Raw genomic sequence first — 26,609 nt, 5'->3', positions numbered from 1 at the left:
GGTGGGCGATGACACGGCAGGCGCAGGGGGACCGCTCAGGTGTTGACGGTCAGCGGCCAGACGTTCCAGATCTCGTCGCAGTACTGGGCGATGGCCCGGTCGGACGAGAATTTCCCGCTGCGCGCCGTGTTCAGGATGGACATCTTCGTCCACGCCTCCCGGTCCTGCCACGCGGCGCTGACCCGTCCCTGGCACTCGAGGTAGGAGGCGAAGTCGGCGCACACTAGGAAGGGGTCGTCGTAGCGCAGGTTGTCGACCAGCGGCTGGAACACCTCGGTGTCGCCGTGGGAGAACGTTCCGCCGGCGATCAGCTCGAGCGCGGTGCGCAGCTCCTCGTCGCCGTCGATCCAGTCGGCCGGGCAGTAACCCCGCGCCTTGACGTCCTGGACCTCCTGCTCGGTCAGGCCGAAGAGGAAGAAGTTCTCCGGCCCGACCTCCTCGCGCATCTCGACATTGGCCCCGTCGAGCGTGCCGATGGTCAGGGCGCCGTTGATCATGAACTTCATGTTCCCGGTGCCCGACGCCTCCTTACCCGCGGTGGAGATCTGCTCGGACAGGTCGGCGGCGGGGTAGATCAGCTGCGCGTTCTGCACGTTGAAGTTCGGTACGTAAACCACCCGCAGGAACCGGTTGACGTCTGGGTCGGCGTTGACGGTTTCCCCAACGGCGTTGATCAGCTTGATGATTCGTTTCGCCATGAAGTAACCGGGCGCGGCCTTGCCGCCGAAGATGAACGCGCGCTCGGGAACGGTCAGTGCGGGATCGCGCTTGAGCCGGTTGTACAGCGCGACGACGTGCAGCACGTTGAGGTGCTGGCGCTTGTATTCGTGCAGCCGCTTGACCTGAATATCGAACAGCCAGTCGGGGTTCAGCTCGACGCCCGCCGCCGACCGGATGTAGTCGGCCAGCCGCGCCTTGTTGCCGCGCTTGACCTCACGCCACTGGTCCCGGAACGACGCGTCGTCGACGAACCGTTCGAGGCCCCGGAGGCGGTCCAGGTCGGAGAGCCAGCCGTCCCCGATGGTGCGGTCCAGCAGGCCCCGCAGGCCGGGATTGGCCAGCGCGAGGAAGCGGCGCGGCGTCACGCCGTTGGTCTTGTTGCTGAAGCGCTCCGGCCACATCTCGTAGAAGTCGTGCAGGACGCTGGTTTTCAGCAGCTCCGAGTGCAGGGCGGCGACGCCGTTGATGGCGTGGCTGCCGACGGTGGCGAGATGCGCCATCCGAACGTTCTTGTTGCCGTCTTCGCCGATGATCGACATCCGGCGCAGGCGGTCGCCGTCACCGGGGAACTTCTCGTGCACCTCGTCGAGGAACCGGCGGTTGATCTCGTAGATGATCGCGAGGTGGCGCGGCAGCGACTCGGCGAACATCTCCAGCGGCCAGGTCTCCAGCGCCTCGGGGAGCAGGGTGTGGTTGGTGTAGCCGAAGGTCGCGACCGTGATGTCCCACGCGTCCTCCCACTTGAGGTCGCGCTCGTCGACCAGCAGCCGCATGAGCTCCGCGACCGCGATGGACGGGTGAGTGTCGTTGAGCTGCAGCGCGAATCGATCGGGCAGCTCCCGCACCGACACGTCCGCCAGGTCGTCCATGATGTGCAGGACGTGCTGCAGTGAGCAGGACACGAAGAAGTACTGCTGCAACAGGCGCAGCCGCTTGCCCGCCTCGGGCTCGTCGTTCGGGTACAGCACCTTGGTGACGGTCTCGGAGGTGACCTCGTCCTCGACCGCCTTGTAGTAGTCGCCGGTGTTGAAGGCCTCCAGCGCGAACGACTCGACGGCCCGCGCGCTCCACAACGTCAGCACGTTGCACGTGTTGACCCCGTAGCCCTGGATGGGTGTGTCGTAGGCGACGCCCTTGAGCACCCGTCCCGGCACCCAACGCACCCGGTCTTGGCCGGCTTCGTCGGTGTAGTGCTCGGCGTAGCCGCCCCACTTGACCAGGTAGTTGACGTCGGGTTTCGCGATCTCCCAAGGGTTTCCGTTGACGAGCCAGTTGTCCGTCTTCTCGACTTGCCAGCCGTCGTGGATCTCCTGGTCGAAGATGCCGAACTCGTAGCGGATGCCGTAGCCGATCGCGGGGCGCTCGAGGGTCGCCAGCGAGTCGAGGTAGCACGCGGCGAGTCGGCCGAGGCCACCGTTGCCCAGTCCCGGTTCCTCTTCACAGGCCAGCACCTCGTCGAGGTCCTGACCCATCTCCGCCAGCGCCGTCTTCGCGGCCTCCTCCATGCGGAGGTTCAGCAGGTTGTTGCCGAGCTGCGGTCCCATCAGGAACTCGGCCGACAGGTAGCAGACCACCTTGCGCCCCAGGTCCAGGGAGGTCTGCGTCGACGCGACGCGCCGGTCCTGCATGCGGTCGCGCACGGCCAGCGCGAGCGCCCGGTAGTAGTGCTCGGGCCGCAGCGCGGCGGCGGGTCGGCCCACCGAGTAGCGCAGGTGGTCGGTGATCGCGCGCCGCAGCGCGTCCGCACTCATCCCGGTGCGGGAGTGCTCCACCTGATCGCGACCGGCCGCGGTCATTCCGTCTGAGGGCGTCTGGTCGACATCGGTCATGGTGGTCCTCCCTCAACCTCGTGGCGGCACCGTGACGCCGGCCGTCAGTCTGGCAGCGATGTTTGCACACCAGGCGCGAAATTGACGTCGGTTGCGTTAACGCGAGCTCACAGCCGGGCGACAACATGGGGGGCCGACGCCGGCCGTAACGGTGCGGCACGCGTCTCGAACGGTGGGGTAGCGGGCGACGGTAGGCGGATAGATTGCGCGGATGGATTCCACCCTGGAGGTCGATGGGCGCAGCGTCCATGCCGTGACCGCCGGCGACGGGGACCCCGTGCTGTTGCTGCACGGCTACCCCCAGAGCGCATCGTGCTGGCGCCACCAGATCCCGGCGCTGGCCGCCGATTACCAAGTGGTGGCGCCGGACTGGCCCGGATTCGGCCGCTCCGAGCCACCGGCCACCCCGCCGAACTATGACGACGAGGTTCAACGGCTGGACCGACTCGTACAGCGGCTGGGGTGGCAACGATTCAACCTGTGTGCCCACGATTACGGCGGATTCATCGGGCTTGGATACGCCGTTGGTCACCCTGAACGCGTGCAGCGGCTCGCACTGCTCAACACGCGCGCGCACGGCATCTTCCGGCCCTGGTTCTACCGGGTGTCGTTGGCGCAGAGCGGAATTGCGCGGGACCGGCGGTTGTCCGCGGCGGCGCGGCGGGTACCGCTCGGCGCCCTGCACCACTGGGCCCTGGCCCGCTACCGGCGCAAGGGTTGCTTCGACAACGCGTTGGAGGCCGAGTACCTGGGCTGGATGGACACGCCGCGTGGCAAGCGAACGTATTGGGAGTTCTTCGCCCACTACCCGGTGTCCGCCGTTCCGTGGCTGGCTGATCGACTCTCGACCATTGCCTGCCCGGTCGCGGTGATCTGGGGTGACCGTGATCCCTACATCCCGTTCGGCACCGCACGGGAATTGGCCGAGCGGATCCCGGGGGCCACGCTAACTCGCCTGCGCGGAGCCGACCACTACGTCATGGAGGAACGTCCCGACGAGGTGACCGACGCCCTGCGGAATCTGCTCCTCCGTCCCGTCGCCGGGCTGGGGCAGGCGCGGGGCTGACGCGCTTCGGTTCGCTTCGGTGAACGTGGGGGACATGGCGAGAAGCGGGTGGGCGTTTTATGCATACCCCCCACGCTCGGCGCCGCTGGCGCGGCCCTATCCGGTGACCGTCATCTCGTCGTCGCTCGTGCCCCACGACCGGATAAAGAGGTCGATCGGCACCTGTTCGTCCCGCCCGTCCTCGCTGCCACTGTCGTTGAGGTGGACGACCCCCGCCGTGGTGTCGACGCCGGTGACCACCACCGCGTGGTTGGACTCCGGCTCACCGTCGGGGGACTTGTCCTCGACCGGTTCCCGCCAGATGATCTCGGCGTTGACGGCGACGATCACCTTGCGCCCCGCCGCCAGGTCACCTTGGAGCGCCCGCATGCCCGTCGGGACGCCGGTCTTGGCGGCGCTTTCGGTGTCCGTGTCCACGGCGTGGATGCCGTAGTGCGCGAGCAGCGCCGGTTCGTCCTCGAACGACGTACCGCTGCCCGGCTTGCGCTTCTTGGGCTTGGTGTAGATCGGCCCTGGGTGCACCGTGCTCGGCGTCGTTTGCGCGACTTTGACGATGGCCTGCTCGGAAGGCTGGTGCCCGGTCAGTTCGCCGACCACGTCCGCGACCGACATCTCCACGCAGTCGTCGTCGTATTGCTGGTAGCGCCAGAACGGCGCGGCCGCCGCCGGGTCGCCGTAGAGCGTGCCTTCACCGGCTGGCGGGTCGGGGGCGGCCTGCGCCGTGTTTACGGCCAAGGTCAGTGCGCTCGCGCCGGCCAGGACCGCGGTGCCCACGCAGCGGGCGATGCGGATGCCGATCATGTGCCTGCCCTTCTTCCAAGCCGACGCTGAGGCTATCTGCGGCGCGGACCCATTTGTTACTTAATGCGCGCCGCCGAGGTTCAGCGTGACCACCCCGGCGATGAGCAGACCGATACCGATGACCTTGGTGACGGATATCGACGAACCCAGGAACAGCACGGCGATCAACACGATGGCGGCGGTACCTATCGCCGACCACAGCGCGTAGGCGACGTCCGTTTGCATGCCGCGCGAGATCGACAGCGCCAGCAGCGCGAACGATATGGCGTAGCCCACCAGGCAGGCCACGGTCGGCCACAGCCGGGTGAAGCCGTCGGTGCTTTTTAGCATGCTGGTGGCGGCCACCTCGGCGAAGATCGCGCACAGCAGGAACAGATACGTCACGGCGCCTCCTTGTCGGCTCGTCAATCTAGCGCGAAGTCGTGCGAGGGGGCCCGCCTCGCCGCCGCCGTAATCTCGGCACCATGACGAAACCCCTCAACCGCCGTCTGGACAGGCACGAGCCCGCGGTCCTCTGCATGTTCCGCGTGGTTTACGGCTTGCTGTTTGCCGCGCACGGTTCGATCACGATCTTCGGTTGGCCGTACCGGTGGCAGCAAGCAGTCCCGTTCGGCGCCTGGCCCGTGTGGTACGCCGGCCTGATCGAGTTGGTTACGGGTCTCCTAGTCGCCGCGGGACTGTGGACGCGGGCCGCCGCGTTCGTCGCCTCGGGGGAAATGGCGGTCGCTTACTTCTGGATGCACCAGCCCCGCGCGCTGTGGCCCATCGGTGACCCACCGGTCGGCAACGGCGGCCTGGCGTCGATCCTCTTCTGCTTCGGATTCTTCCTGTTGGTCTTCACCGGCGCGGGAAGTTTCCGAATTGGCCGCCGCTGAGCCGCTGCTAATCGCTTCGCGTTCATCGGTCGCAATCGTCTGGCGCGCATGCGCCGCGCTTATCAACGGAAAATCGGTTATCCGACAGCCGTGTGATCACGTAATCATCGGCACCGGACGAACATGTTCTGGCAATACATTCCGGCGCCGCCCCATGCATTCGTGGGACTTCCCTCATCGCGGGGGTCAGCGAACAGGTCAGGGGTCTCTGTCAGGATCTGGTCGATGAGCGGCGACCCGGGTTCGCCGGGTTCCGGGTCCCCGTGCGCAATGCCGATACCGCCGCCGAGAAAGACCACGCTGATCGGACCCGCCAGAACACCTAGCGCGACTGCGTGACGCTTCATTCACAGCACCTTCCGGAGATGAGGTGATGTTGCAACAGCGATGAGTTTAGCGGTAAGTCGGGTGAGAGCGGTTAGGCCCATTTGGGTCGAAGGAATTGACGGGCGGACGTTGACCAATTTTTCGGGGCAAAATCGCGCAACAATTACGGATGCGCAACAACTCCGAATGACTCCCCGCTGTTACTTCACGACTCGGATCGTTGCGTGGGTACGGTTCCCGCGTGACACCGATAGCCGCGGTCGTTCGTCACGCTGCGATTGCCGCCGTCTGTGTTGCCGTCTCAGTCGCCACGGCGCCGTCAACGGTCGCGGACCCCGAGTCTGACACTGCTGCTCCCGCGGCAGCGCGCTCTGCCGAAGTGCCGCTGGTGTCGAATCCCCCGGTCACGCTGAATACCCCTGACGGTTGGACCCTAGGTCTTGGCGCAAAGGACGAGCAACAGGTCCCCGTGGCTCCCTTGACCACAGCACTGTCGTCGCGCGAGTACCTCGCCAGCGGGATATACGTGGGTTCGTTGATCGGTCCGGAACCGCCTCGGGGCACTCTCGAGGTGGGTTACGAGATCGGGTGTGGAATCGATATGAGCACGTCGAATGGCGTCACCCTGGGTGGTAGCGCGGGCGTCACCCCGGGTCTCGGCTTGACCGGCGCCTTCGTTGGGACGCCAGGAGTCCTGCCGTTGATTTCCACACCTGTCAACGGGGTGATCACCGTTGGGCTCAAGCCGGGCCTGGTGATCGTGGTGCCGGTGGTCAAGAAGGAGTTCAAAGGTCCCAGCCCCTGGGTCATGATCAGCAACTTCCACGTCAAGATCGACGGGTGCGTCGGACAGTCGTTCGTCCGTTCCTACGCGGTGCTGACCCGTGTGACCGACCAATCCGACGTGGTGCTGTCCTACGTCGGCATCACCAAGGCCGTGTGAGGCGGTCGGCGGTTTGCCCGCCTCGCAGCGACTCCGGCGTCGCCGGGGTGGCCGCGGGGTCTCCGACGGCTGGCGCGTCGGCTTTACCCTGGCCGTCTCAGGCTTCTCCCCACCGGTAGTCGCTATCTTCTCCCCACCGGTTGTCGCTATGAGGCGGGCAACTCGCGCGGTGGTCCCCACTGAGGGGGCGCTGGCGGGGCCCGGCACGCTGGCCTCTCTCGAGGCTCCAGGCCCAGCGCGGCGCCGATCAGGGCGAAAGCGACTCAGGCCCTGCGCCAGGTTGCCCATGAACGCGCCGTCATCCGCCGCGATCATCTCGGGCAGCACACCGACGTCATTGGTGAGCCCGACAAGCTCTTTCAGCAGATCGCGCGCCTCGTCTGTCCTGCCGACGTGATGCAGCGCCAAGACGGCCCAGGACGCACACGCGACGAACGCACCCTCGTCTTCGTCCTCGCACGCCCCGTTAAAGCGGAAGAGCAATGGGCCAGAGCCCAATTCGCGTCGCAGCGTCAATGGTCACCAACATCCGGGGGACCGCGGTCGAAGCCGCTGCCGGCGTGCGGCAGTCTCGATGCGTCGAGCTTGCCGCTGCACCCAGTCGCGAATTCGTTCCGCCCCGGCGGCCCACCGACGCGGATCCGCGGGGATTTGGCCGATCTCTGCGAGATACATCGCGCTCCGAAGGGCCTGCCAGCAAACGAGTTTGGGCGACGTGTCATGCGCGCCTCGCTGCAACTCCCACATGCCCGAGTCGCGGTGCCGCCAGGCGTCGCAGCCGGTCCCGAGTCCAGGTGTCGGGGATCGGGAACCAGTCGATCGCGCCGCCCTCGGCGACCAGCGCCACCGTGCGGCCGTCGCCGATCGGCGCGAGGCTGCGCAGGTCAGCGAAACCATCTGTGCGATAGGGGGACTGGGTCGCCGCCGACGTTTCGGGATCTAACTCGGGGGCCTGGGACACGCAGACGAGTTCCCGGGATTCGCGGCACGTAAACGGTTTCCGGCATGCATGACGCGGTGCGCAGCGGGTAGCCCACCGCCATGACCAAGATCGGATACTTTCTGTCCTGCGAGCAGTACAACCCGAAGGAACTCGTCGACCAGGCCAAGCGCGCGGAGGCGGCCGGGTTCGACGCGCTGTGGATCTCCGACCATTTTCATCCCTGGAACGACGAGCAGGGCCAGAGCCCCTTTGTGTGGGGCGTCATCGGTGCCCTCTCCCAAGTTACGTCGCTGCCCGTCAGCACGGCCGTCACGTGCCCCACGATGAGGACGCACCCGGCGATCATCGCGCAGGCGTCGGCCACCGCGGCGGTCCAGCTTGGCGGCCGCTTCGTGCTCGGGGTCGGCAGCGGTGAGGCGCTCAACGAACACATCCTGGGCGATCCTTGGCCGTCGGTGGCGGTGCGTCAGGAAATGCTGGAGGAGGCGGTGGAGGTCATCCGGCTGCTGCACCGCGGCGGCGAGGTGAGCCACCACGGGAAGCACTACGAGGTGCAGGAAGCGCGCATCTACACGCGGCCCGAGCAGCCGTTGCCCATCTACGTCTCGGGATTCGGTCCCCAGGCCGCGGAGCTGGCCGGACGCCTCGGCGACGGGTACGTCCTGGTGACGCCCGAGGCGGATTTGGTGAAGACCTTCCGGGAGTCCGGCGGCGGGGACAAGCCCGTCCAGGCTGGGATTAAAGTCAGCTGGGACAAGGACGCCGACGCGGCCCTCGAGGCGGCGCACCGGTTGTGGGCCAACGACGCGCTGCCCGGTCAATCGGCGCAGACCCTGCCGCGGCCGAAGGACTTCGCCGCGTTGATGTCCCTCGTGACGCCCGAGCTGATCGGTGAGAGCATCATCAGCGGGCCGGAGCCCGACACGCACATCGCCAGGGTGCGCAAGTACCTCGACGCCGACATCGACGAGGTCTACGTGCAGCAGGTCGGCCCGGACATCGAGGGTTTCTTCGCGACGTACCAGCGCGACGTGCTGCCCCAACTGCGGGGCTGAGACGGCCAAGCTGGCCCGGGCAGGCCAGCTCTGGCGCGTGCGGACCGCCCGATGCGCCCGGCCCGGCGCCGATACTGGCGCCCATGCGGATCACCGTCGACTACGACCTGTGCGAGGGGCATGGCCAGTGCCTGTTGGCCGCCCCCGACGTGTTCGACATCCCCGACGGCGCCGAGCGGGTTACGGTGCTCAACCCGGAACCGCCCGAAGCGGAGCGGGAGGCCGTGCTCCGGGCCGCCGCGATGTGTCCGGCCCAGGCGATACGAATCCTCAACTGAGCCGGCCGGTTTCGGCGATGGCATCCAGCAGTCGGTAGCGGCCCGCCAACGCGGCCGCGGCGATGCGATTGCCGACGCCGAGCTTGTGTAGCAGGGCGGCGACCATGCGCTTGGCGGTCCGCTCGGAGACCAGCATCCGCTGCGCGATGTCGCCGGTCTCCATCCCGGTCGCCAGTAGGGTCCATAACTGCATGTCCGCGGCGCTGAGGCTGTCGAGTAGCTCGGACGGCGGTCTGCGCGTGTTCCTCAGCAGGGCGTCGAGCAGGGCCCCGTCGATCACGCGCAAGCCTTCCGCGATCGTCCACAGCGGCCCCGCCAGCGCCTCGGGACGCGCGGTCTTCGGCAGGAAGCCGTCAGCCCCGGCCCGCAGCGCCTCTTCGGCCAGCGCCAGGTCGTCGGTTCCCGACAGCGCGAGGATCCGGGTCCTGGGATGGCGCGACTTGACGTGGCGGATCGCGGCGACCCCGCCCAGCGGGGGCATCGACAGATCGATGATGGCGACATCGGCGTCGCAGCGGGCCACCAGGTCGGCGGCCTCCTCGACGTACGTCGTCTGGCCGCCGATGGTGAACAACTCGCCCCATTGGCGGGTGAGCAGCAGCGCCAATCCCTGCGCGAACAACTCGTGGTCGTCCACGATCACCACGACGTACGGCGAGCCGGTCATTGCCGCGATGCTAGCCCCAACCCTATGGTCAGCCGGGTGAGACCGCTCGATCAGCCACGTGGCAATCAGGAGTTCGACGGCCAGGACTACGGGCTGGCCCGGACCGTCGTCGCAGTGCGAGTCGCCGTCGTCGCCTCGATCGGTGTGCTGCTGGCGATCGGCCCGCACTGGATCCGCGAGCACGCGGCGCTCACGATTGCCGTCCTGGTCGCGGCGATGGTCTACGGCGCGGTACTGATGGCTTATCCGCAGTTGGAGGTTCGCCGCACCCGATACTCGTGGTTGGTGACCGCCCTCGATTCCGCCTTCACGCTGGCGCTCATCTCGCTGAGCGGAGGCGTGTACAGCCCGGTGGTGGCGGTTTTGGCGCTGGCGGTCATCGCGTCGGCGGCGCGGCTGTCTTTCAACGAGACCTTGCTCGTCGCGGTCCTGTTGGGCGCGGCCTACGTGCCGGTCGCGCTCACGTCGTCGCCGAAACGCGCGGTGACGGAGTCGCCGGCGCTGCAGGCGGGTTGGTCTGCGGTGTATCTCATCTTCGTCGCGGTCATCACCGCCGGGCTGTCGGCGCTGGCCGAACGCGAACACCGCTCGCGCGTGCGAGCGCTGGTCGAGGCGGAGACCGAGCACGCCGCCGCGGCGGAGGAACGCGATCTGCGGGCGCGCCTGCTGCGTTCCTACCAGTCCCAGCAGGACGGCCTGCAGGTGCTGGTGCACGAATTCCGCACGCCTGTCACGTCTTTGGAGGCGCTGACCGAAGCGCTCACCTCGCCGCACCCGATGTCGGCCGCCGACCGGGACGCCAGTCTGCGGCTGGTGGCCCGCCACGTGCATCACCTCGCCGACATGGTCGACGCCCTGTCCGACGTCGCGCTGAGCCGGCGGCCCACCTTCTCGGCGGGCAGGGTGCGCCGCGTCGAGGTGGCCGACCTGATCGCCGCCGCCGCCGACGCGGCCGGCCTCGCACCGCCGCGGCTGCGGCTGCATGTCGCCGGTGACGTCGACGGAGCGGCGGTCAACGCCCAGGGGCTGCGCCGCATCGCGACCAACCTGCTGGAGAACGCCTCCCGGCACGGCCGCGGCGAACCCGTCGACGTCACCTGCGCACGCGATGGCGAGGAGCTGGTCCTCAGCGTTCTCGACCGCGGCCCGGGCATCCCACCCGAGAACCTCGGCGAGGTGACGAGCAAGTACGTCAGCCTCGGCGGCCAGCGCGGCACCTCCGGGCTGGGTCTGTGGATCGTCCAGCAGATCGCTGAAGCGATGGGCGGCCGGGTCGAGTTCGCCGCACGCGACGGCGGCGGACTGGCCGCCACCTTCCGGGCACCAGTCGCCTGACCGCTGGCCCGCGCAGGCCAGGGATTGGCACGCGCGCCGGTGCCGCGCGGCCACCGCGCTGGTCAGCATGGGTGCGATGCCGCCGGTCGTGCGCTGAGCACGGTCCGCGAGAAAGGGATCCCGATGACCGCACCCACGACCGCCGCCACCCACAAAGACATCGACCTGAGCGCCCGCGCGTTCTGGGCCAAGCCGCCGGAGGATCGTGATGCCGCCTTCGCCGTGCTGCGCGCCGAGAACCCGGTGCCCTGGAGCCGCCCCGCGGAGTCGGACCTTCTGCCGCCCGAACTGAACACCCGTGGATTCTGGTCGCTGACCAAGCAGGAGGACATTCGGAGGGCGAGCCGCCACCCGGAGATCTTCTCCTCGGCGCAGGGCATCACGATGGAGGACTTCGCGCCCGAAGCGGTCGAGATCGCGCAGTCGTTCATCGCGATGGACGCCCCCCGACACACGCAGCTGCGCGGCATCACGACCGAGGCCTTCAAGCCCAAGAACGTGCGCCGGCTCGAGGGCTGGATCCGCGGCCACGCCCACGATCTGGTGACCGAGATGGCCCACCTGGGCGAGGGCGACTTCGTGCAACTCGTGTCGGTCAAGCTGCCCGGCCGGATCTTCGGCAGCTTCTTCGGGTTGCCGGAAGGCGACCTGCGGGACAAGGCCGTCACGGCCGCCCAGCGCCTGGTGGGGTGGACGGATCCCAACATCCGCGGCGAGCAGAGCGAACTCGAGCTCTTCATGGGGGCCGTCCTGGACCTGCACGAGGTGGCGACGGTGTTGATCCCGGAGCGGCGGGCCAACCCCGGTGTCGACCTGATGACCTGGATGGTGCAGGCCGAGTTCGACGGCAAGAGGATGACCGACGACGAGCTGAAGGCGTTCTTCGTGTTGATGGGCGTCGCGTCCAACGACACCACGCGGCACGCCTCGGCCCACGCCATCGCCGCCTTGTCGAGGTTTCCCGACCAGCGCGCGCTGCTGGTGGAGGACGTCGAAGGCAGGGTCGGCACCGCCGTCGAGGAGGTGCTGCGCTGGGGATCGCCGCTGCTGCACATGCGCCGCACGGCCACCCAGGACGTTACCGTGCGCGACGCGCACATCAAGGCCGGCGACAAGGTGGTGCTGTGGTACTACTCGGGCAACCGCGACGAGGACGTGTTCGATGATCCGCACACATTCAACATCCTGCGGAACCCGAACCCGCACATCGCGTTCGGTGGCGGTGGCCCGCACTTCTGCCTGGGCGCGGCGCTCGCCCGAACCATGCTCAAGGCGTTGCTGACCGAGGTGTACACGCGCATCCCCGACATCGCGGCGCCCGAACCCAACTACGCCCTGGCCAACTTCATCAACGGCGTCAACAGCCTGCCCGCGACCTGGACGCCGGAGCGATGAAGACGAAGGCCGCGGTGCTCTGGGGGCTGCACCAGAAGTGGGAAGTCGAAGAGGTCGACCTGGACGGCCCCAGGGAGAACGAGGTGCTGGTCAAAGTGGCCGCCGCCGGGCTGTGTCACTCCGACGACCACCTGATCACCGGCGACATGCCGATGCAGTTGCCCGTGGTCGGCGGGCACGAGGGCGCCGGCGTCGTCGTGGACGTCGGCCCGGGCGTCACCGAAGTCGCCGAGGGCGATTCGGTGGTGTTGAGCTTTATCCCCGCATGCGGCCGGTGTGAACCGTGTTCGCGCGGGATGAGCAACCTGTGCGTGCTCGGCGCTGCCATCATCGCCGGGCCACAACTCGACGGCACTTTCCGATTCCAGGCCAAAGGGCAAGGGCTGGGCCAGATGTGCGTGCTGGGGACGTTCTCCGAGTACACCGTCGTTCCACTGGCCTCGGTGATCAAGGTCGACCCGTCCACGGCACTGGACACAGCGGCCCTTGTCGGGTGCGGCGTGACGACCGGCTACGGCAGCATGGTGCACACCGGCGAGGCCGGCGACGGCGACGCCGTGGTGGTGATGGGTGTCGGCGGGATCGGTGTGAACGCGGTGCAGGGGGCGCGGATCGCGGGGGCGCGGTTCATCGTCGCGCTCGACCCCGTGCAGTACAAACGGTGCCGCTCCCTGGAATTCGGTGCGACGCACACGGCGGCGACGGTCGACGAGGCGCAAGCCCTGATCGCCGACCTCACCCGCGGCCGGATGGCCGACGTCTGCGTGGTCAGCACCGATTCCGCCGAAGGCGCGCACGTGGCGCAGGCCCTGAGCCTGGTGGGCAAGCGCGGCCGAGTGGTGATGACCGCGATCCCGCACCCCACCGACACGCGCGTCGACATGTCGCTCTTCGATTTGACCCTGTACGAAAAGCAGGTCCGCGGATCGCTTTTCGGATCGTCGAATCCTCGCCACGACATCCCCCGGATGCTCGACCTCTACCACACCGGCCAGCTGAAGCTCGACGAGCTCATCACCCGTGAGTACGCCCTCGACGCCATCAATGAGGGTTACGCCGACATGCACGCAGGCGTCAATCTGCGCGGGCTGATTCGCTTCTGAGCACGCGATGATCGGTCTCATCACCATCGCCGTCGTCTTTGTGGCGCCGCTGGGCATCCCGGCGGGGGTCAGCGCCCTGCACCACGCCTCCGCGCGGTGGCGGCGCTTCGCGCGGTGGCGTCGCCGGGCCCGCTGACGATTCTTCCGTAAACACCGAATGAGGACCCTATGACCGATCACCCGCACTATTCGATGTACATCGACGGCCAGTGGCGTGATGCGCCAAGCTCGTTGGAGGTTCGCGATCCCGCAACCGGCGACGTGGTCGCCACCGTCGCCTACGGTGATGCGGCCGTGGCCGACGCGGCCGTCGCGGCGGCGAAGTCCGCGCACGACTCGGGCGTGTGGCGCTTGATGAGCCCGGCCGAGCGCGCCCGCATGATCGATGCGATAGCCGACAACCTCGCCGCCCGGTTCGACGCGTTGACCGTGCTCCAGGTTCGCGAGAACGGCGCGACCCTCCGGTCCGCGGGCGCCTTTCTGTTGGGCTATTCGATCGCCCACCTGAGATACTTCGCCGAACTGGCGCGGTCGTATTCGTTCGAGGAGACGGGGCCGCTGATGGAGGCGCCGACACTGGCCGCCGGCGTGCTTCGCCGGGAACCGGTGGGTGTGTGCGCCGGTATCGTGCCGTGGAACTTCCCGTTGCTGCTGGCGGTGTGGAAGCTGGGTCCGGCCCTGGCGGCAGGGAACACGATAGTGCTGAAGCCCGACGACCAGACCCCGCTGACGTTGCTCGAATTGGCAAAGGCCGCGCACGAAGTCGGCTTGCCGGCGGGCGTACTGAACGTGGTCACCGGGCCCGGCCCCGTCGTCGGCGCGCGGCTCGCTGAACACCCCGAGGTCCGCAAGCTGGCGTTCACCGGCTCGACCGAAGTCGGCAGGACAGTGATGCGAGCCGCCGCCGGCAACGTCAAGAAGGTAACCCTCGAGCTGGGTGGCAAGGGGGCCAACATCGTCTGTCCGGACGCCGATCTGGATCTCGCGGTCGACGGCACGCTGTTCGGCTTTCTGCTGATGGGTGGTCAGGCCTGCGAGTCCGGCACCCGCCTGATACTGCACGAGTCGATCCACGACGACTTCGTGCAGCGGCTGGTCGCCCGCGCGTCCGCCCTCGTCGTCGGTGACCCGATGGACCCCGCGACCGACGTCGGACCTCTCATCTCCGCGAAGCAGAAAGCGCAGGTGGAGAAGTACATTGCGCTCGGTCAGGAGGCCGGTTGCAAGATCGCTTTCCAGGGCGCGACCCCGGTGGACCCCCGGTTAGCCAAGGGAAATTGGGTTGCGCCGACGATTCTGACGGGCGCGACCAATGACATGCGGGTGGCGAGGGAGGAGATCTTCGGGCCGGTCCTCGTCGTGATCAAGTGCGCTGACGACGCCGAGGCGGTCGCGATGGCCAACGACAGCGAATACGGACTATCCGCCGGCGTATGGAGCACGGACAACCAACGCGCGTTGGCGATCGCGCGTGACCTGGAGTCCGGCACGGTGTGGATCAACGACTGGCACATGGTCAACGCGATGTACCCGTTCGGCGGGATGAAGCAGAGCGGCCTCGGCCGTGAGTTGGGCCCGCGCGCCCTCGACGAATACACCGAGCAGAAGTTCGTGCATGTGGACCTGGGCACCGATCGGTCGAAGCGGGTGTACGGGGTGGTGGTTCCGGCACCGGTCGCCGAACCGCTCGGCGATCGCAATCAGTCCTGAGGTCAGCCCTCCAACGCCGGGCCGTCGAAGCGGTCGCGCGTGACGAACTCCGCGACGGGCCGGCGCCGTAGCCTGGTCAGCTGCCGAACGGGTTTTCCGACGGGCACGATTGCGGCGACCGCATGCGCGTCGGGGATGGCCAACAGCCGTCGCACCTCGTCCTCCGCCGCGATGGCCATGGTCGTGATGGTTCCGCCGTAGCCCTCGTTGCGGGCGGCCAGCAGGACGTTCCACACCAGCGGATATATCGACGCCCCGCCGGCCACGCCGATGCGGTCCAAGTCCTGGTCGAGGGCGGCGACGACGTTGAGGTCAACCGAAAAGACAAGCACAACAGGTGCTTTGGCGATTGACGCCACGAATGTCTCGGGAATTTTGGTGTGATCGATGACATCCTGCGGAACCGCGCTGGGGTGCACGGAATTCCACGGGTTTTCCCCCGCCCGCACCTGGGCCGAGTAGCGGCGCGCGGCGGGCGTACCGAGCTCGGCGAGCCGGCGGCGGGCCGCCGCGTCGCGCACCACCGTGACATGAGCGCCCTGCCGGTTACCCCCGCTGGGCGCGAACCGCGCGTTGTCGAAAATCCGCGCCAACACCTCGTCGGGCACCGGGGCGTCGGTGAATTCCCGCGCCGCGAACGTCGTTCGCATGACGTCGTAAAGGTCCATGACCGCCTTACCCATTCGCTGACGCGCGCCGCTCCAGGCGGAACGTGCGCTTGAAGCCGGCCGGCTGCGTGGTCAGGGTCACTTCCACCGCGCCCGTGGGGGCGATGACATAGCGCTCCTCGACGTCGGGTCCGTCTTTCCAGCGGCCGACCGGTTGATGTTTCAGGTCCTCCCGCTCGTAGAGCGCCGGGTCGAAGGGGAAGAGGACCGGATCGTATGGCGTCACGTCGCCGTCGGGGCGGCCGTCGACCAGCCGGCTGCACTCGACGAACCGGAAGTGCCCGATGTTGTGCGCCGCCCGGTAGGTCCGCCTGACCACCAGCGGCGTCCGCCCGTCAGCGGGGAGGGAGGCGTCCTTGGAGACGATCGGGTCGAAGACGACGCCGGCGCCGGCCTGCGCCTCGCGGAACACCCCGAAGTTGCGCGAGAACCGTTCGGAAAGGGCGTAACCGGCCTCCTTGTCGAGGAAAACCGCGAGACCGATCGCCGTGGCCGCGAACGGGTGCGGTGAACGTTTCACGCGCTTTTCGCCGAACGTCGTCCGCAGCATCCGCGACACCGGCGGGAAGCTGCCGGCCCCGCCGACCACGTAGATGCCGGCGACCTCGGACCACGTGACGTCCCGGCCGTCCGGCGTCGGTTCGCGCAGGACGCGATCCAGCAACGCCATGGTCCTGTCGACCAGCGGAGCACACACCGCGTAGACGTCGTCGACGGCGCAGGAAAACGGTGCCCGGTCGGACCCGGCGACCCCGGTGAGGTCCACCAGGAAGCGTCGCGTCTGCGGCCCCACCGCCTCCTTGCGGGCCGCGCACTCCTCCTTCAGCAGGTCCCGGGCGCCGGGATCGAGGTCGTGCAGGCCCGACCGGGACGCGACGAGGTCCAGGATCGCCTCGTCGAAGTCGTCGCCGCCGAGGCGCTGGACGCCCTCGCTGACGACCACCTCGTGTGCGTGGCCGGCCATCCGCAGCAGTGATGCGTCGAAGGTGCCCCCGCCGAGGTCGTAGACGAGGACGTATTCCCGTTTGGCGGTGATCGTGTTGCGGTAGCGGTGGGCGTACTCGAGGCTCGCGGCCGAGGGCTCGTTGAGCAGGGCCGCGACGTGAAAACCCGCCGCCAGGAAGGCATCCAGCGTCAGCAGGCGCTGGGCGCTGGACGCGTTGGCCGGCACGCTGATCGCGGCCTCGACCTCTTCCCCCGGCGCCAGGCCGGCGTTCGAGCGGCGCGCCAGGTCACTTCTGAGCTGGGTCAGGAAGCCGGTGAGGAGGTCGCTCAGCCGATGCTCCCGGCCGGCCAGGCTCACCTGTGTCTGCGGCCCGGCCTCGTTGAGCAGGCGCTTGAACGATCGCAGCACCGACCAGTCCGGGGCATGGCGGACCGCCGCGGCGTCCGGCCCGAAGCGCAGGTCACCGGCGGCATTGGCGGCGACGATCGACGGCCACGCGTCCAGGCCTCCGAAGCCGTCGAAGGAGACCACGGGGTAGTTGCCGCGGTCGACGGCCGCGACGACGGTGTGGGTGGTGCCGAAGTCGATGCCGACTCTCATCGCGCAATCTTAGGACCGCGCCCGGCGCGGGGAACAAGCTCATTCCGGCGTGCCGCCCGGCCCGGGCGCGCGTGGCTGACGACCTCCGGTCTTATCTTCCGGGGACTTTGGCCCCTAGGCCGCCGTGCTCGACCCCGTGACGATGACCACAGCGTAGAAAAATTCATTTCTGTCTGGAGGCCTCGTGATCGAAATGCTTGCCGGCTTCCCCGACGACGTCGCCGCATTCGCGTTTCACGGGCACGTCACGAAAGCCGATTACGACACGGTGTTGGTGCCGGACTTCGAAGACAGGCTGACCCGCCACCAGAAGCTGCGGCTGTATTGCGAAATCTCGTCCGATTTGGCCGGTCTCGGACCGGGCGCCGTGTGGGCCGATTCGAAATTCGGCGTGGACCATTACTTCGACTGGGACCGCTGCGCGATTGTCAGCGACGTGACATGGGTCAAGCACGTCGCCAAATTCAGTGAACTGTTCGGGTTCCTCTGGCCCGGGAAGTACCGCATGTTCAGCGAGGACCAAGCCGACGAAGCGCGCCAATGGATCGTGGCCGACGGCAACCGCGGGGCCGCATGAGATTACGCGACGCCCTGTGCACCCGCGGTTCCCCGGTGGCCGTGGTCTTCGTCGGCGTCGTGGTCGTGGGGTTGGCCGGCGGCGTCGCACCGGCCAACGCGGACAACAAGCGCCTCAACGACGGTGTCGTCGCGAACGTCTACACCATCCAGCACAACGCCGGCTGCACCAACGACGTGCGGATCAGCCCGCCGCTGCAGCTGGCGGCGCAGTGGCACACGGGCGATGTGCTCGCCAACCGCGCGCTCGACGGTGACGTCGGCTCCGACGGTTCGACACCGCAGGACCGTGCGGCCGCTGCGGGCTACCGCGGTAGCGTCGCCGAGACGGTTGCGATCAATCCCGCGCTCGCGATCAGCGGCCTCGAGGTCATCAACCAGTGGTATGCCAACCCCGGCTACCTCGCGATCATGCGGGACTGCGCCCACACCCAGATGGGCGTCTGGTCGGAGAACAGCCTGGACCGCAGCGTGGTCGTCGCCGTGTACGGCGCTCCCGCCGATCGGCCACCGAGATGACCCGGCGCGGGGCGGTCCGCACGCTACCCCTGCTGGCCACGGCGACCGCGGCGTCGGCGGCGTCCGCGGGTGCCCTGCTGTGGACCGACCCGCCCGCCGCGCGCGCCGACGCGGTGGCCTACCTCGTCAATGTGACGGTGCGGCCGGGTTATAACTTCCCCAGCGCCGACGCGGCGCTGGCGTACGGAAACGGCATCTGCGACAAGGTGCGGGCGGGGGAGCGCTACGCGCAGCTCGTGGCGGACGTCAAGGCCGACTTCGGCACCGCCGACGAGTATCAGGCGTCGTATCTGATCGGGCAGGCGGTGGGGGAGTTGTGCCCGGCCGAGGTCTGGCCGTTGCGGCAATCGGCCGCCGGATACGTCCCGCCCGGGTCGTGAACGCCATGACACGACGGGCGCAAATTCGGCGATCAATCCGCGGATATCGTTCGGTCGAAACCGATTTCGGGCGGCGGCAAGGGCTGCGGAGGTATTCGCGATGATGTCTGCGGAATCGGTCTCCAAGCCGTTGCGCTCGCTCGGCGACTTTTTTGCTATGTCGCTCGACACGTTCGTGGCGATGGTCAAGTTGCCGTTTCCGTGGCGCGAATTTCTCTTGCAAACGTGGTTTGTGGCGCGGGTTTCCATCGTTCCGACGCTGTTATTGACGATCCCGTTCACCGTGCTCGTCGTTTTCACGATGAACATCCTGCTGGTCGAATTCGGGGCGGCCGATTTCTCCGGCACCGGCGCCGCCACCGCGTCGGTGACCCAGATCGGACCGGTCGTGACGGTGCTCGTGGTCGCCGGCACCGGGGCGACGGCCATGTGCGCCGATCTGGGCGCGCGCGCCATCCACGACGAGCTCGACGCGCTGCGGGTGCTCGGGGTGGACCCGGTCCGCCGGCTGGCGGCGCCGCGAGTGTTGGCGGCCACGGTCGTCGCGGTGTCCCTGGTGTCGCTGGTGACGCTCGTGGGCCTGGCCGGGTCGTTCTTCTTCTCGGTCTTCGTCCAGCACGTCACGCCCGGCGCGTTCGCCGCGGGCCTGACGCTGCTGACGCACCTGCCCGACCTCATCCTCGGCCTGGTGAAGGGGGCGCTGTTCGGCATGGCGGCCGCCCTGATCGCTTGCTACAAGGGCATTTCCGTGGGTGGGGGGCCGCAGGGGGTCGGCAATGCGGTCAACGAGACCGTCGTCTATTCGTTCATCGCGCTGTTCGTGATCAACATCGTCGCGACCGCCGTCTACTACACGGGTCCGCAATGAGCGCCGACGGCGCGGCGCAGCCACGATTCGCGTGGCTGCCACATCTGGGCGGCGCCGTCGCCGCCCGGTGGAACGGCGTTGGCGCGCAGGTGAAGTTCTACGCGATGACCGCCACCGAGATGCGGACCGCCTTCGTGCGCTACGGCAAGGAGATCATCCGCCTGATCGCCCAGATGAGCCTGGGCACCGGCGCGCTGGCGGTGATCGGGGGCACGGTGGTGATCGTCGGTTTCCTGACCCTGTCGACCGGTGCGGTCATCGCGGTGCAGGGCTACAACCAGCTGTCGGGCATCGGGGTCGAGGCGATGACGGGATTCATCTCCGCCTACGTCAACGTCCGCATCATCTCGCCCGCGGTGGCCGGTGTCGGACTGGCCGCGACGATCGGCGCGGGCGCCACCGCGCAACTGGGTGCGATGCGGATCGCCGACGAGATCGACGCGCTCGAGGTGATGGCGGTCCGATCGGTGGCCTACCTGGTCTCCACCCGGGTGGCGGCGGGCGTGGTGGTGGTCATTCCGCTGTACTGCGTGGCGGTGGTGTGCGCCTTCCAGGCGGCGCGGTTCGGCACGACGGGAATCTACGGCCAGTCGACGGGGGTGTACGACCACTACTTCCGCACGTTCCTCAATTCGACCGACCTGCTGTGGTCGTTCGTCACGGTGATCATCGCGGCGACCGCCATCATGCTCGTCCACACCTACTACGGCTACCACGCCTCGGGCGGCCCGGCGGGGGTCGGCCGGGCCGTCGGGCACTCGGTCCGGACCTCGCTGATCGTGTTGACGCTCATCGTCTTGGCCGTCTCGCTTTCCGTCCACGGTCAATCCGGTCACTTCAATCTGTCGGGGTAGGCGGAGATGTCGGAAGCGCGCTCGGAGGGCCTGCATCCCGCGTGGTGGACCCTCATCCTGCTCGTCGCCAGCGTCGGCGCCATCTGGCTGACGTCCGCCCTGTTCTCCGGTTCGTTCAAGTCCTACGTGCCGGTGACGGTCACGTCGGACCGGGCCGGCCTCGTCATGGACCGCGGCGGCAAGGTCAAGATGCGGGGCGTGCAGGTGGGACGGGTCGCGAAGATCACCACCGGCACGAACCAGGTGACCCTCAGGCTCGACCTCTATCCGAGCCAGATCAAATTCATCCCCGCTAACGTGGGGGCCCGCATTCGCGCCACCACGTTCTTCAGCGCCAAATACGTCGACCTGGTCTATCCGAGCCGCCCCAGCCCACAGCGGCTGACCGCCGGAGCGGTGATCGCGGTCGACAACGTCGGCACCGAGGTAAACACCCTGTTCGCCACCCTCGTCAACGTCCTCGACGAGATCGACCCGGCCAAGCTGCAGGCCGTGCTCTCCGCGCTGGCCGAGGGCCTGCGCGGCCAGGGCGCCGCCCTCGGGACGGGCATCACCGCCACCGAAGAGGTGCTGCGTTCGATCAATCCCCGCGCCGAAACCGTCCGTGCGGACATCCGGGGAGTCAAGGGTGTCGCTGACACCTACGGCGCTGCCGCGCAGGACATCCTGCGGGTGCTGGATGCGGCCAGCGTCACCGGCAGCACGGTCAGCGCTGACTCGCGCGCACTGGACTCGCTGCTGTCCGGGGTCGTCGGCCTGTCCCGCAGCGGCATCACGCTCGTCGGGCCCAGCAAGGACAACCTCGTCCGGGCGGTGAATCTGTTCGATCCGACGACCAGCCTGCTGATGAAGTACAACCCCGAATTGACCTGCATGCTGGTCGGCGCGAAGACGGCGCTGGACACCGGGTGGCGGGACGCGATGGGGGGCGCCAACGGGTACTCGCTGATCGTCGACAGCACGCCGTTATTCGGCGCAGACCAGTACCGGTTTCCCCAGAACCTTCCGATCGTGGGCGCCAAGGGTGGGCCCGGCGGCCAGCCGGGTTGTGGGTCGCTGCCCGATGTCGCCGCGAATTGGCCACTGCGCCAACTGATCACGAATACCGGCTGGGGGACGGGCCTGGATATCCGGCCCAACCCCGGCATCGCATTCCCGGGATACGCCGACTACTTGCCCGTCACCCGGGGCATCCCCGAACCGCCCAGCATCCGGTATCCGGGCGGTCCCGCGCCCGGACCGATCCCGTACCCGGGCGCGCCTCCCTACGGGGCCCCGCAATACGCCCCGGACGGAACGCCCCTGTACCCGGGCCTGCCACCGGCCCCACCGCCCGGCGCCCCGCCCGAACCGGGGCCCCCGCCGCCGGGATCCGAGCCGGCCGTGATCCCGGCCCCCGCGCAGCTGCAGCCCACCCCGGCGCCACCGCCCCCCTGACGACCCGACCGCCCGACCGACCGCCCGACCCACCGACGAGGAGCGACCATGAGGGAGAACCTCCCGGGCGCCATCTGGCGCCTGGCCGTCTTCATGGTGGTGTGCACCCTGGGCCTGGTCGCCATGCTCGCGATCTTCGCCCAACTGCGGTTCGGCAAGGAGCTCGCCTACAAGGCGCGGTTCAGCAACGTCTCCGGGCTGGAGGCCGGCAACTTCGTCCGCATCGCGGGCGTCGAGGTGGGCAAGGTCGACAAGATCTCCATCCAGGACGACGGCACCGCCGTCGTCGACTTCAGCGCCGACGACACCGTCGTGTTGACCGAGGGCAGCAAGGCGGTCATCCGCTACCAGAACCTGATCGGCGGGCGCTATCTGGCGCTGCAGGACGGCGCCGGCGGCACCAGGCAACTGCACCCCGGCGACACGATCCCGCTGTCCCGGACGTCACCCGCGCTGGACCTGGACGCGTTGATCGGCGGGTTCCGGCCGTTGTTCCATGCGTTGGACCCCGACCAGATCAACGCGTTGTCCAGCGAGCTGATCAAAGCGTTCCAGGGCGAGGGCGCCACCATCGGCTCCGTCCTGGTGCGGACCGCCGCGCTGACCAACACGCTGGCGGACCGGGATCGGCTGATCGGGCAGGTCATCATCAACCTCAACACCGTGCTCGGCTCGCTCGGAGACCAGAGTGCGCAGTTCGCCAAGACCGTCGATTCACTGTCCCAACTGCTGGCCACGCTGGCAGACCGCAAACAGGACATCGCCAACGGGCTCGCCTACGCCAACGCCGCGGCCGGGTCCGTCGCCGACCTCCTTGCGAAAGGCCGCGCGCCGTTGGCCAAAGTCCTCCACGAGGGCGACCGCGCCGGCGACCTCATCCTGGCCGACCGCGACTACTTCGACGACTTCCTCAACACCCTGCCCGACGCCTACCAGATGTTGAACCGCCAGGGCCTCTACGGGGATTTCTTCAGCTTCTACCTGTGTGAACTGTTGTTCAAGGTGAACGGCAAAGGCGGGCAACCGGTTTACGTCAAGGTGATCGGTCAGCCCTCGGGGAGGTGCACCCCGCGATGAAGTATTTCTCGGAACGCAACCCGCTGATCGTCGGCGGGATCGGTGTCGTGGCGGTCGGCGCTGTGGTGGTGGCGTCGCTGACCTACAGCAAGCTGCCGTTCTTCTCCTTGGAAAGGCAGTACTCGGCGTATTTCGCCGAGGCCGGCGGCCTGCTCACGGGTGCCGCCGTGCAGGTTTCGGGACTCAAGGCGGGCACGGTGAACACCATCGAGCTCGACGGGCCGCGCGTGCTCGTCCGGTTCGGGGTCGACAAGCACATCCGGCTCGGGGATCGCACCGAGGCGTCGATCAAGACCAAGAGCCTGCTGGGTGCCAAGATCCTCGAGGTCACCGCCCGCGGCGACGGCCGCCTGCCGGGCCCGATTCCCCTCGAGCGCACGCACTCGCCCTATCAGCTTCCCGACGCCCTGGGTGACCTCGGCGCCGCCATCAGCGGCCTAGACACCAACCGGTTGTCCGAATCCCTTGCCGTGCTGGCGGACACGTTCTCCGACACCCCGGCCGACTTGAGGATCGCGGTGGCCGGCGTCGCGCGGTTCTCCCAGACCCTGAGCGATCGGGACGCTCAACTGCGAAACCTGTTGAGCAACGCCAACAAGGCGACCGCGGTGCTGGCCGAGCGGGGCGACCAGATAGCCCGATTGGTCAGCGACAGCAATGCGCTGCTGGTGCAACTGCGGAGCCAGAGCCGGGCACTGGACCAGATCTCCGGCAACATCGAGGCGGTGAGCCGGCAGGTCAAGGGGCTCATCTCCGACAACCGGAAAACCCTCAAACCGACACTCGACAAGCTCGACGAGGTCCTGGCGATCGTCGACAACCGCAAGGAGCGGGTGCGCCAGGCGATCAAGAAGTTCGACGACTACGCGCTGTCCCTGGGTGAATCGATGTCCACGGGACCGTGGTTCAACTTCTATATCGCCAACCTGATCCCCGGGCAGTTCATCCAGCCCTTCATCGACGCCGCGTTCTCCGACCTGGGCCTGGACCCCAATGTGCTACTGCCGTCGCAACTCACCGACCCGCAGGTCGGTCAGCCGGGAACGCCGGCCCTGCCGGTGCCGTTCCCGCGCACCGGTCAGGGCGGCGAGCCGCGGCTGAACCTTCCGGACGCGATCACCGGCAAGCCGGGTGACCCGCGCTACCCGTACCGCGAGCCGCCCCCCGCCCCGGCCCCGGGCGGGCCGCCGCCGGGTCCGCCGCCACTACCCGCCGCGCAGCCGGTACCCACGCCCGAGGGCGGCGAAAGATGAACCGCCGCAACGCGCGCATTGGCCTGGGCGCCGTGCTGGTGCTGAGCCTGATCGCCGGGGTCGCCGCGCTTTGGCATTCCTCGGGAGTGAATCGCACGACCACGGTGGTCGCCTACTTCGCCAACAGCAACGGCATCTTCGTGGGCGACGAAGTGCGCATCCTGGGGGTGGCGGTCGGCCGGATCGGCAGGATCGAGCCGCAACCCGAGCGGGTCAAGATCACCTTCTCCTACGCGGCCAAATACCGCGTGCCCGCCGACGCCAAGGCCGTGATCCTGTCGCCCTCGCTGGTCACGTCGCGGGCGATCCAGCTGACGCCCGCCTACACCGGAGGGCCGCAGCTGCGCGACGGGGCCGTGATCCCGCAGGCGCGCACCGCGGTGCCGGTCGAGTGGGACGACCTGCGTCAGGACCTGCAGAAGCTCACGCAGATGTTGCAGCCTACCCGTGGCGGCGTCAGCCCGCTGGGGTCGCTGGTGACCACGGCCGCGAACAACCTGCGCGGCCAGGGGCTGAACATCCGGGACGCCATCGTCAAACTCTCCCAAGCGGTTTCGGCGCTCGGCGACCACGGCGACGATCTGTTCAGCACGGTCAGGAACCTGTCGATCCTGGTTTCGGCGCTACAGAGCAGCGGTGACCTGATGCGACAGCTCAACGAGAACCTGGCCTCGGTGACCGGCCTGCTGGCGAACGATCCGAACGAAGTCGCCGGCGCGGTCACGGCGCTGGCCGAGGTCGTCGGGGACGTCCGCAGCTTCGTCGCCGAAAACCGGGAGGTGCTGGGCACCACCTCGGACCGGCTCGCGTCGGTGTCGACGGCGCTGAACAACAGCCTCGACGACTTCAGGCAGGCGCTGCACATCGCGCCCACCGAACTGCAGAACTTCATGAACATCTACCAGCCCGCACAGGGCACGCTGAGCGGCGCGCCGGCCTTCGCCAACTTCGCCAACCCGGTGGCGTTCCTGTGCGGGGCGATCCAGGCGGCCTCGCGGCTGGGCTGGGACCAATCGGCCAAGCTGTGCGTGCAGTACCTGGCGCCGATCATCAAGAACCGCCAGTACAACTTCCCGCCGCTGGGGGAGAACCTGGTGGTCGGCGCAGCCGCCCGCCCCAACGAGGTCACCTACAGCGAGGACTGGTTGCGGCCGGATTATGTGCCACCGCAAGCAAACCCGTCAGTGGCTCACCCGGCCAACCCCGCCGACGGCCTGCCCGGCCTGATGCTGCCGAGCGGCGGCGGATCGTGACGCGCCGGCGCCGCGTCACCCTCGGACTGCTGGCGGCGCTGGCGGTGCTCGCGCCCGCCGGCTGCGGCTGGCGGGGCCTGAACTCGGTGGCGCTCCCCGGAACCGCCGGGCGCGGCCCCGGGTCCTTCACGATTCAGGCGCAGCTGCCCGACGTGGGCACCCTGGAGCAGAACTCGCGGGTGCAGGTGGGTGACGTCACGGTGGGCAACGTCAGCAGGATCGAGCGCCAGGGCTGGCATGCGCTGCTGACGATACGGCTCGACGGTGACGTCGACCTACCGGCCAACGCGACCGCGACGATCGGCCAGACCAGCCTGCTGGGCTCGCTGCACGTGGAGCTCGCCCCGCCCACCGGCATGCCGCCGCGTGGCAGGCTGAGGGAAGGTTCCCTGATCCCGCTGTCGTCGGCCGGCAACTACCCCTCGACCGAACAGACGCTCGCCGCTATCTCCCTGTTGCTCAACGGCGGTGGCATCGGGCAGATCCAGGACATCACCCAGTCGCTGAGCGCCGCGCTGGCCGGGCGCGCCGATGACCTGCGCAGCCTGATCGCCCAGCTCGATGAATTCACCGGCCACGTCAACGGCCAGACCGACGACATCGTCGCGGCGGCCGAGAGCCTCAACAACCTGGTCGGGCAGTTCGCGGACCAGAGGCCGGTGGTGGACCGCGCGTTACGGACCATACCGGCCGCGCTGCACACCCTGGCCGACGAGCGGCAGGCGCTGGTGGAGGCGCTCGACCAATTCGGCAAATTCAGTGCCCTGGTTGCCGATTCGGCCCGCCAGACGAAAGACACCCTGGTCAAGGAGCTGAAGGACATCGCGCCGGTGCTCGAATCACTGGCCAACGCCGGTCCCGCCATGACCCGGGCCCTGAGCCTGCTCGCCACCTATCCGTTCCCCAAGGAAACCATCAGCAAGTGGGCACGCGGGGACTACGCCAACCTGACCGCGATCATCGACCTCACGCTGAGCCGGCTCGACGCGTCGTTCCTCACCGGCACCCGGTTCGAGGGCAACCTGACCGAGCTGGAGCTGCAGTGGGGCCGCACGATCGGCCAGATGCCCAGTCCGTACACCGCCGGCAATCCGCTTGTCGCGCCGTATCACTGGGATCAGGGGCGGTGAC

General features: G+C 68.2%; 29 protein-coding genes. 20 read left to right on the top strand and 9 right to left on the bottom strand.

The annotated features are described in order from the left end of the window. Positions 1-35: 35 nt before the first annotated feature. The gene (locus SKC42_RS06030; RefSeq protein ID WP_442932009.1) at positions 36-2,549 is read right to left on the bottom strand and encodes a glycogen/starch/alpha-glucan phosphorylase; all 2,514 of its coding nucleotides are present in this window, start codon (positions 2,547-2,549) and stop codon (positions 36-38) included. Between the two features lie 211 nt (positions 2,550-2,760). On the opposite strand from SKC42_RS06030, the gene SKC42_RS06025 reads away from it, so the two are divergent. Further along, positions 2,761-3,615, top strand: coding sequence for an alpha/beta fold hydrolase (locus SKC42_RS06025; protein WP_330963389.1), 855 nt, complete (start codon positions 2,761-2,763; stop codon positions 3,613-3,615). 96 nt (positions 3,616-3,711) lie between these two features. Here SKC42_RS06025 and SKC42_RS06020 read toward each other — a convergent pair whose 3' ends face one another. Both SKC42_RS06020 and SKC42_RS06015 read right to left on the bottom strand, forming a co-directional pair. Next, complete coding sequence (locus tag SKC42_RS06020) at positions 3,712-4,416, bottom strand: C39 family peptidase (RefSeq protein WP_330963388.1); 705 nt, start codon at positions 4,414-4,416, stop codon at positions 3,712-3,714. A gap of 60 nt (positions 4,417-4,476) precedes the next feature. Then, positions 4,477-4,800 (bottom strand): DMT family transporter, encoded by a 324-nt coding sequence (locus SKC42_RS06015; RefSeq protein WP_330963387.1) that lies wholly within the window; start codon positions 4,798-4,800, stop codon positions 4,477-4,479. An 80-nt stretch (positions 4,801-4,880) separates the two neighbouring features. On the opposite strand from SKC42_RS06015, the gene SKC42_RS06010 reads away from it, so the two are divergent. Then, positions 4,881-5,291 carry a DoxX family protein gene (locus tag SKC42_RS06010; RefSeq protein ID WP_330963386.1) on the top strand — a complete coding sequence of 137 codons (411 nt, stop codon included), beginning with the start codon at positions 4,881-4,883 and terminating at the stop codon, positions 5,289-5,291. Positions 5,292-5,395: 104 nt separating this feature from the next. On the opposite strand, the gene SKC42_RS06005 is transcribed toward SKC42_RS06010, so the two are convergent. After that, entirely contained in the window at positions 5,396-5,638 is a 243-nt protein-coding gene (locus tag SKC42_RS06005) for a hypothetical protein (protein WP_330963385.1), read from the bottom strand. Between the two features lie 230 nt (positions 5,639-5,868). Between SKC42_RS06005 and SKC42_RS06000 the strand changes: the two genes are divergently transcribed. Further along, positions 5,869-6,561: an MspA family porin gene (locus tag SKC42_RS06000; RefSeq protein WP_330963583.1), complete on the top strand. Its 693-nt coding sequence runs from the start codon at positions 5,869-5,871 to the stop codon at positions 6,559-6,561. 519 nt (positions 6,562-7,080) lie between these two features. Here the strand turns inward: SKC42_RS06000 and SKC42_RS27685 are convergent. Both SKC42_RS27685 and SKC42_RS05995 read right to left on the bottom strand, forming a co-directional pair. Beyond that, entirely contained in the window at positions 7,081-7,308 is a 228-nt protein-coding gene (locus SKC42_RS27685; RefSeq protein WP_442932007.1) for a hypothetical protein, read from the bottom strand. Continuing rightward, positions 7,280-7,522, bottom strand: a complete 243-nt coding sequence (locus SKC42_RS05995) for a hypothetical protein (RefSeq protein WP_330963384.1) — start codon at positions 7,520-7,522, stop codon at positions 7,280-7,282. The genes SKC42_RS27685 and SKC42_RS05995 overlap by 29 nt, the downstream gene beginning before the upstream one ends. A gap of 80 nt (positions 7,523-7,602) precedes the next feature. Between SKC42_RS05995 and SKC42_RS05990 the strand changes: the two genes are divergently transcribed. Both SKC42_RS05990 and SKC42_RS05985 read left to right on the top strand, forming a co-directional pair. Beyond that, positions 7,603-8,559 (top strand): LLM class F420-dependent oxidoreductase, encoded by a 957-nt coding sequence (locus tag SKC42_RS05990; protein WP_330963383.1) that lies wholly within the window; start codon positions 7,603-7,605, stop codon positions 8,557-8,559. 83 nt (positions 8,560-8,642) lie between these two features. Further along, positions 8,643-8,837: a ferredoxin gene (locus SKC42_RS05985; protein ID WP_330963382.1), complete on the top strand. Its 195-nt coding sequence runs from the start codon at positions 8,643-8,645 to the stop codon at positions 8,835-8,837. On the opposite strand, the gene SKC42_RS05980 is transcribed toward SKC42_RS05985, so the two are convergent. Further along, on the bottom strand, positions 8,830-9,504 hold the full coding sequence (locus SKC42_RS05980; RefSeq protein WP_330963381.1) for a response regulator transcription factor: 675 nt from the start codon (positions 9,502-9,504) through the stop codon (positions 8,830-8,832). The two genes, SKC42_RS05985 and SKC42_RS05980, sit on opposite strands and share 8 nt — an antisense overlap. A gap of 36 nt (positions 9,505-9,540) precedes the next feature. Here SKC42_RS05980 and SKC42_RS05975 point away from each other — a divergent pair, with 36 nt between their 5' ends. From SKC42_RS05975 to SKC42_RS05955, 5 genes are all read left to right on the top strand, one after another. Then, complete coding sequence (locus SKC42_RS05975; protein ID WP_330963380.1) at positions 9,541-10,839, top strand: sensor histidine kinase; 1,299 nt, start codon at positions 9,541-9,543, stop codon at positions 10,837-10,839. 123 nt (positions 10,840-10,962) lie between these two features. Beyond that, on the top strand, positions 10,963-12,234 hold the full coding sequence (locus tag SKC42_RS05970) for a cytochrome P450 (RefSeq protein ID WP_330963379.1): 1,272 nt from the start codon (positions 10,963-10,965) through the stop codon (positions 12,232-12,234). Then, entirely contained in the window at positions 12,231-13,337 is a 1,107-nt protein-coding gene (locus tag SKC42_RS05965) for an NDMA-dependent alcohol dehydrogenase (protein WP_330963378.1), read from the top strand. Before SKC42_RS05970 ends, SKC42_RS05965 begins: the two co-directional genes overlap by 4 nt. A 7-nt stretch (positions 13,338-13,344) precedes the next feature. Then, entirely contained in the window at positions 13,345-13,473 is a 129-nt protein-coding gene (locus SKC42_RS05960) for a hypothetical protein (protein WP_330963377.1), read from the top strand. Positions 13,474-13,505: 32 nt separating this feature from the next. Next, entirely contained in the window at positions 13,506-15,047 is a 1,542-nt protein-coding gene (locus SKC42_RS05955) for an aldehyde dehydrogenase family protein (protein WP_330963376.1), read from the top strand. A 2-nt stretch (positions 15,048-15,049) separates the two neighbouring features. Here the strand turns inward: SKC42_RS05955 and SKC42_RS05950 are convergent, their stop codons facing one another. Both SKC42_RS05950 and SKC42_RS05945 read right to left on the bottom strand, forming a co-directional pair. Then, positions 15,050-15,715: a nitroreductase family protein gene (locus SKC42_RS05950; RefSeq protein WP_330963582.1), complete on the bottom strand. Its 666-nt coding sequence runs from the start codon at positions 15,713-15,715 to the stop codon at positions 15,050-15,052. A 7-nt stretch (positions 15,716-15,722) separates the two neighbouring features. Then, entirely contained in the window at positions 15,723-17,261 is a 1,539-nt protein-coding gene (locus tag SKC42_RS05945; RefSeq protein ID WP_330963375.1) for an Hsp70 family protein, read from the bottom strand. 193 nt (positions 17,262-17,454) lie between these two features. Between SKC42_RS05945 and SKC42_RS05940 the strand changes: the two genes are divergently transcribed. From SKC42_RS05940 to SKC42_RS05895, 10 genes are all read left to right on the top strand, one after another. Then, a complete protein-coding gene (locus tag SKC42_RS05940; RefSeq protein ID WP_330963581.1) occupies positions 17,455-17,838 on the top strand; it encodes an STAS/SEC14 domain-containing protein in 384 nt (127 codons plus the stop codon). Beyond that, positions 17,835-18,356, top strand: a complete 522-nt coding sequence (locus SKC42_RS05935; protein WP_442932006.1) for a CAP domain-containing protein — start codon at positions 17,835-17,837, stop codon at positions 18,354-18,356. The genes SKC42_RS05940 and SKC42_RS05935 overlap by 4 nt, the downstream gene beginning before the upstream one ends. Continuing rightward, on the top strand, positions 18,353-18,736 hold the full coding sequence (locus SKC42_RS05930; protein ID WP_330963374.1) for a DUF732 domain-containing protein: 384 nt from the start codon (positions 18,353-18,355) through the stop codon (positions 18,734-18,736). Before SKC42_RS05935 ends, SKC42_RS05930 begins: the two co-directional genes overlap by 4 nt. A gap of 100 nt (positions 18,737-18,836) precedes the next feature. After that, entirely contained in the window at positions 18,837-19,604 is a 768-nt protein-coding gene (locus tag SKC42_RS05925) for an MlaE family ABC transporter permease (RefSeq protein ID WP_330963373.1), read from the top strand. Then, on the top strand, positions 19,601-20,458 hold the full coding sequence (locus SKC42_RS05920) for an ABC transporter permease (protein WP_330963372.1): 858 nt from the start codon (positions 19,601-19,603) through the stop codon (positions 20,456-20,458). Before SKC42_RS05925 ends, SKC42_RS05920 begins: the two co-directional genes overlap by 4 nt. Positions 20,459-20,464: 6 nt before the next feature. Then, positions 20,465-21,895 carry an MCE family protein gene (locus tag SKC42_RS05915; RefSeq protein ID WP_330963371.1) on the top strand — a complete coding sequence of 477 codons (1,431 nt, stop codon included), beginning with the start codon at positions 20,465-20,467 and terminating at the stop codon, positions 21,893-21,895. Positions 21,896-21,943: 48 nt separating this feature from the next. After that, complete coding sequence (locus SKC42_RS05910; protein ID WP_330963370.1) at positions 21,944-22,972, top strand: virulence factor Mce family protein; 1,029 nt, start codon at positions 21,944-21,946, stop codon at positions 22,970-22,972. Continuing rightward, entirely contained in the window at positions 22,969-24,225 is a 1,257-nt protein-coding gene (locus SKC42_RS05905; protein WP_330963369.1) for an MCE family protein, read from the top strand. The genes SKC42_RS05910 and SKC42_RS05905 overlap by 4 nt, the downstream gene beginning before the upstream one ends. Then, positions 24,222-25,478 (top strand): virulence factor Mce family protein, encoded by a 1,257-nt coding sequence (locus SKC42_RS05900; protein ID WP_330963368.1) that lies wholly within the window; start codon positions 24,222-24,224, stop codon positions 25,476-25,478. The genes SKC42_RS05905 and SKC42_RS05900 overlap by 4 nt, the downstream gene beginning before the upstream one ends. Beyond that, positions 25,475-26,608 (top strand): virulence factor Mce family protein, encoded by a 1,134-nt coding sequence (locus SKC42_RS05895; RefSeq protein ID WP_330963367.1) that lies wholly within the window; start codon positions 25,475-25,477, stop codon positions 26,606-26,608. Before SKC42_RS05900 ends, SKC42_RS05895 begins: the two co-directional genes overlap by 4 nt. The last annotated feature ends 1 nt before the right edge of the window (position 26,609 follow it).

It is taken from the genome of Mycobacterium sp. 050134 (assembly GCF_036409085.1).
Classification (GTDB): Bacteria; Actinomycetota; Actinomycetes; order Mycobacteriales; family Mycobacteriaceae; genus Mycobacterium.
Note: the sequence above shows the minus strand (reverse complement) of the source record. Positions and strands in the feature narration are given on the sequence as shown.

What these genes read in the sequence shown, in the direction of transcription:
- SKC42_RS06010 (WP_330963386.1), top strand. Translation starts at nt 4,881, where the DNA reads ATGACGAAACCCCTCAACCGCCGTCTGGACAGGCACGAGCCCGCGGTC.
- SKC42_RS05905 (WP_330963369.1), top strand. Translation starts at nt 22,969, where the DNA reads ATGAAGTATTTCTCGGAACGCAACCCGCTGATCGTCGGCGGGATCGGT.
- SKC42_RS05965 (WP_330963378.1), top strand. Translation starts at nt 12,231, where the DNA reads ATGAAGACGAAGGCCGCGGTGCTCTGGGGGCTGCACCAGAAGTGGGAA.
- SKC42_RS05950 (WP_330963582.1), bottom strand. Translation starts at nt 15,715, where the DNA reads ATGGACCTTTACGACGTCATGCGAACGACGTTCGCGGCGCGGGAATTC.
- SKC42_RS05985 (WP_330963382.1), top strand. Translation starts at nt 8,643, where the DNA reads ATGCGGATCACCGTCGACTACGACCTGTGCGAGGGGCATGGCCAGTGC.
- SKC42_RS05955 (WP_330963376.1), top strand. Translation starts at nt 13,506, where the DNA reads ATGACCGATCACCCGCACTATTCGATGTACATCGACGGCCAGTGGCGT.
- SKC42_RS05940 (WP_330963581.1), top strand. Translation starts at nt 17,455, where the DNA reads ATGCTTGCCGGCTTCCCCGACGACGTCGCCGCATTCGCGTTTCACGGG.
- SKC42_RS05925 (WP_330963373.1), top strand. Translation starts at nt 18,837, where the DNA reads ATGATGTCTGCGGAATCGGTCTCCAAGCCGTTGCGCTCGCTCGGCGAC.
- SKC42_RS05945 (WP_330963375.1), bottom strand. Translation starts at nt 17,261, where the DNA reads ATGAGAGTCGGCATCGACTTCGGCACCACCCACACCGTCGTCGCGGCC.
- SKC42_RS05935 (WP_442932006.1), top strand. Translation starts at nt 17,835, where the DNA reads ATGAGATTACGCGACGCCCTGTGCACCCGCGGTTCCCCGGTGGCCGTG.
- SKC42_RS06030 (WP_442932009.1), bottom strand. Translation starts at nt 2,549, where the DNA reads ATGACCGATGTCGACCAGACGCCCTCAGACGGAATGACCGCGGCCGGT.
- SKC42_RS05915 (WP_330963371.1), top strand. Translation starts at nt 20,465, where the DNA reads ATGTCGGAAGCGCGCTCGGAGGGCCTGCATCCCGCGTGGTGGACCCTC.
- SKC42_RS05930 (WP_330963374.1), top strand. Translation starts at nt 18,353, where the DNA reads ATGACCCGGCGCGGGGCGGTCCGCACGCTACCCCTGCTGGCCACGGCG.
- SKC42_RS06025 (WP_330963389.1), top strand. Translation starts at nt 2,761, where the DNA reads ATGGATTCCACCCTGGAGGTCGATGGGCGCAGCGTCCATGCCGTGACC.
- SKC42_RS05970 (WP_330963379.1), top strand. Translation starts at nt 10,963, where the DNA reads ATGACCGCACCCACGACCGCCGCCACCCACAAAGACATCGACCTGAGC.
- SKC42_RS05960 (WP_330963377.1), top strand. Translation starts at nt 13,345, where the DNA reads ATGATCGGTCTCATCACCATCGCCGTCGTCTTTGTGGCGCCGCTGGGC.
- SKC42_RS05910 (WP_330963370.1), top strand. Translation starts at nt 21,944, where the DNA reads ATGAGGGAGAACCTCCCGGGCGCCATCTGGCGCCTGGCCGTCTTCATG.
- SKC42_RS27685 (WP_442932007.1), bottom strand. Translation starts at nt 7,308, where the DNA reads ATGTGGGAGTTGCAGCGAGGCGCGCATGACACGTCGCCCAAACTCGTT.
- SKC42_RS05980 (WP_330963381.1), bottom strand. Translation starts at nt 9,504, where the DNA reads ATGACCGGCTCGCCGTACGTCGTGGTGATCGTGGACGACCACGAGTTG.
- SKC42_RS06005 (WP_330963385.1), bottom strand. Translation starts at nt 5,638, where the DNA reads ATGAAGCGTCACGCAGTCGCGCTAGGTGTTCTGGCGGGTCCGATCAGC.
- SKC42_RS05990 (WP_330963383.1), top strand. Translation starts at nt 7,603, where the DNA reads ATGACCAAGATCGGATACTTTCTGTCCTGCGAGCAGTACAACCCGAAG.
- SKC42_RS05920 (WP_330963372.1), top strand. Translation starts at nt 19,601, where the DNA reads ATGAGCGCCGACGGCGCGGCGCAGCCACGATTCGCGTGGCTGCCACAT.
- SKC42_RS05900 (WP_330963368.1), top strand. Translation starts at nt 24,222, where the DNA reads ATGAACCGCCGCAACGCGCGCATTGGCCTGGGCGCCGTGCTGGTGCTG.
- SKC42_RS06020 (WP_330963388.1), bottom strand. Translation starts at nt 4,416, where the DNA reads ATGATCGGCATCCGCATCGCCCGCTGCGTGGGCACCGCGGTCCTGGCC.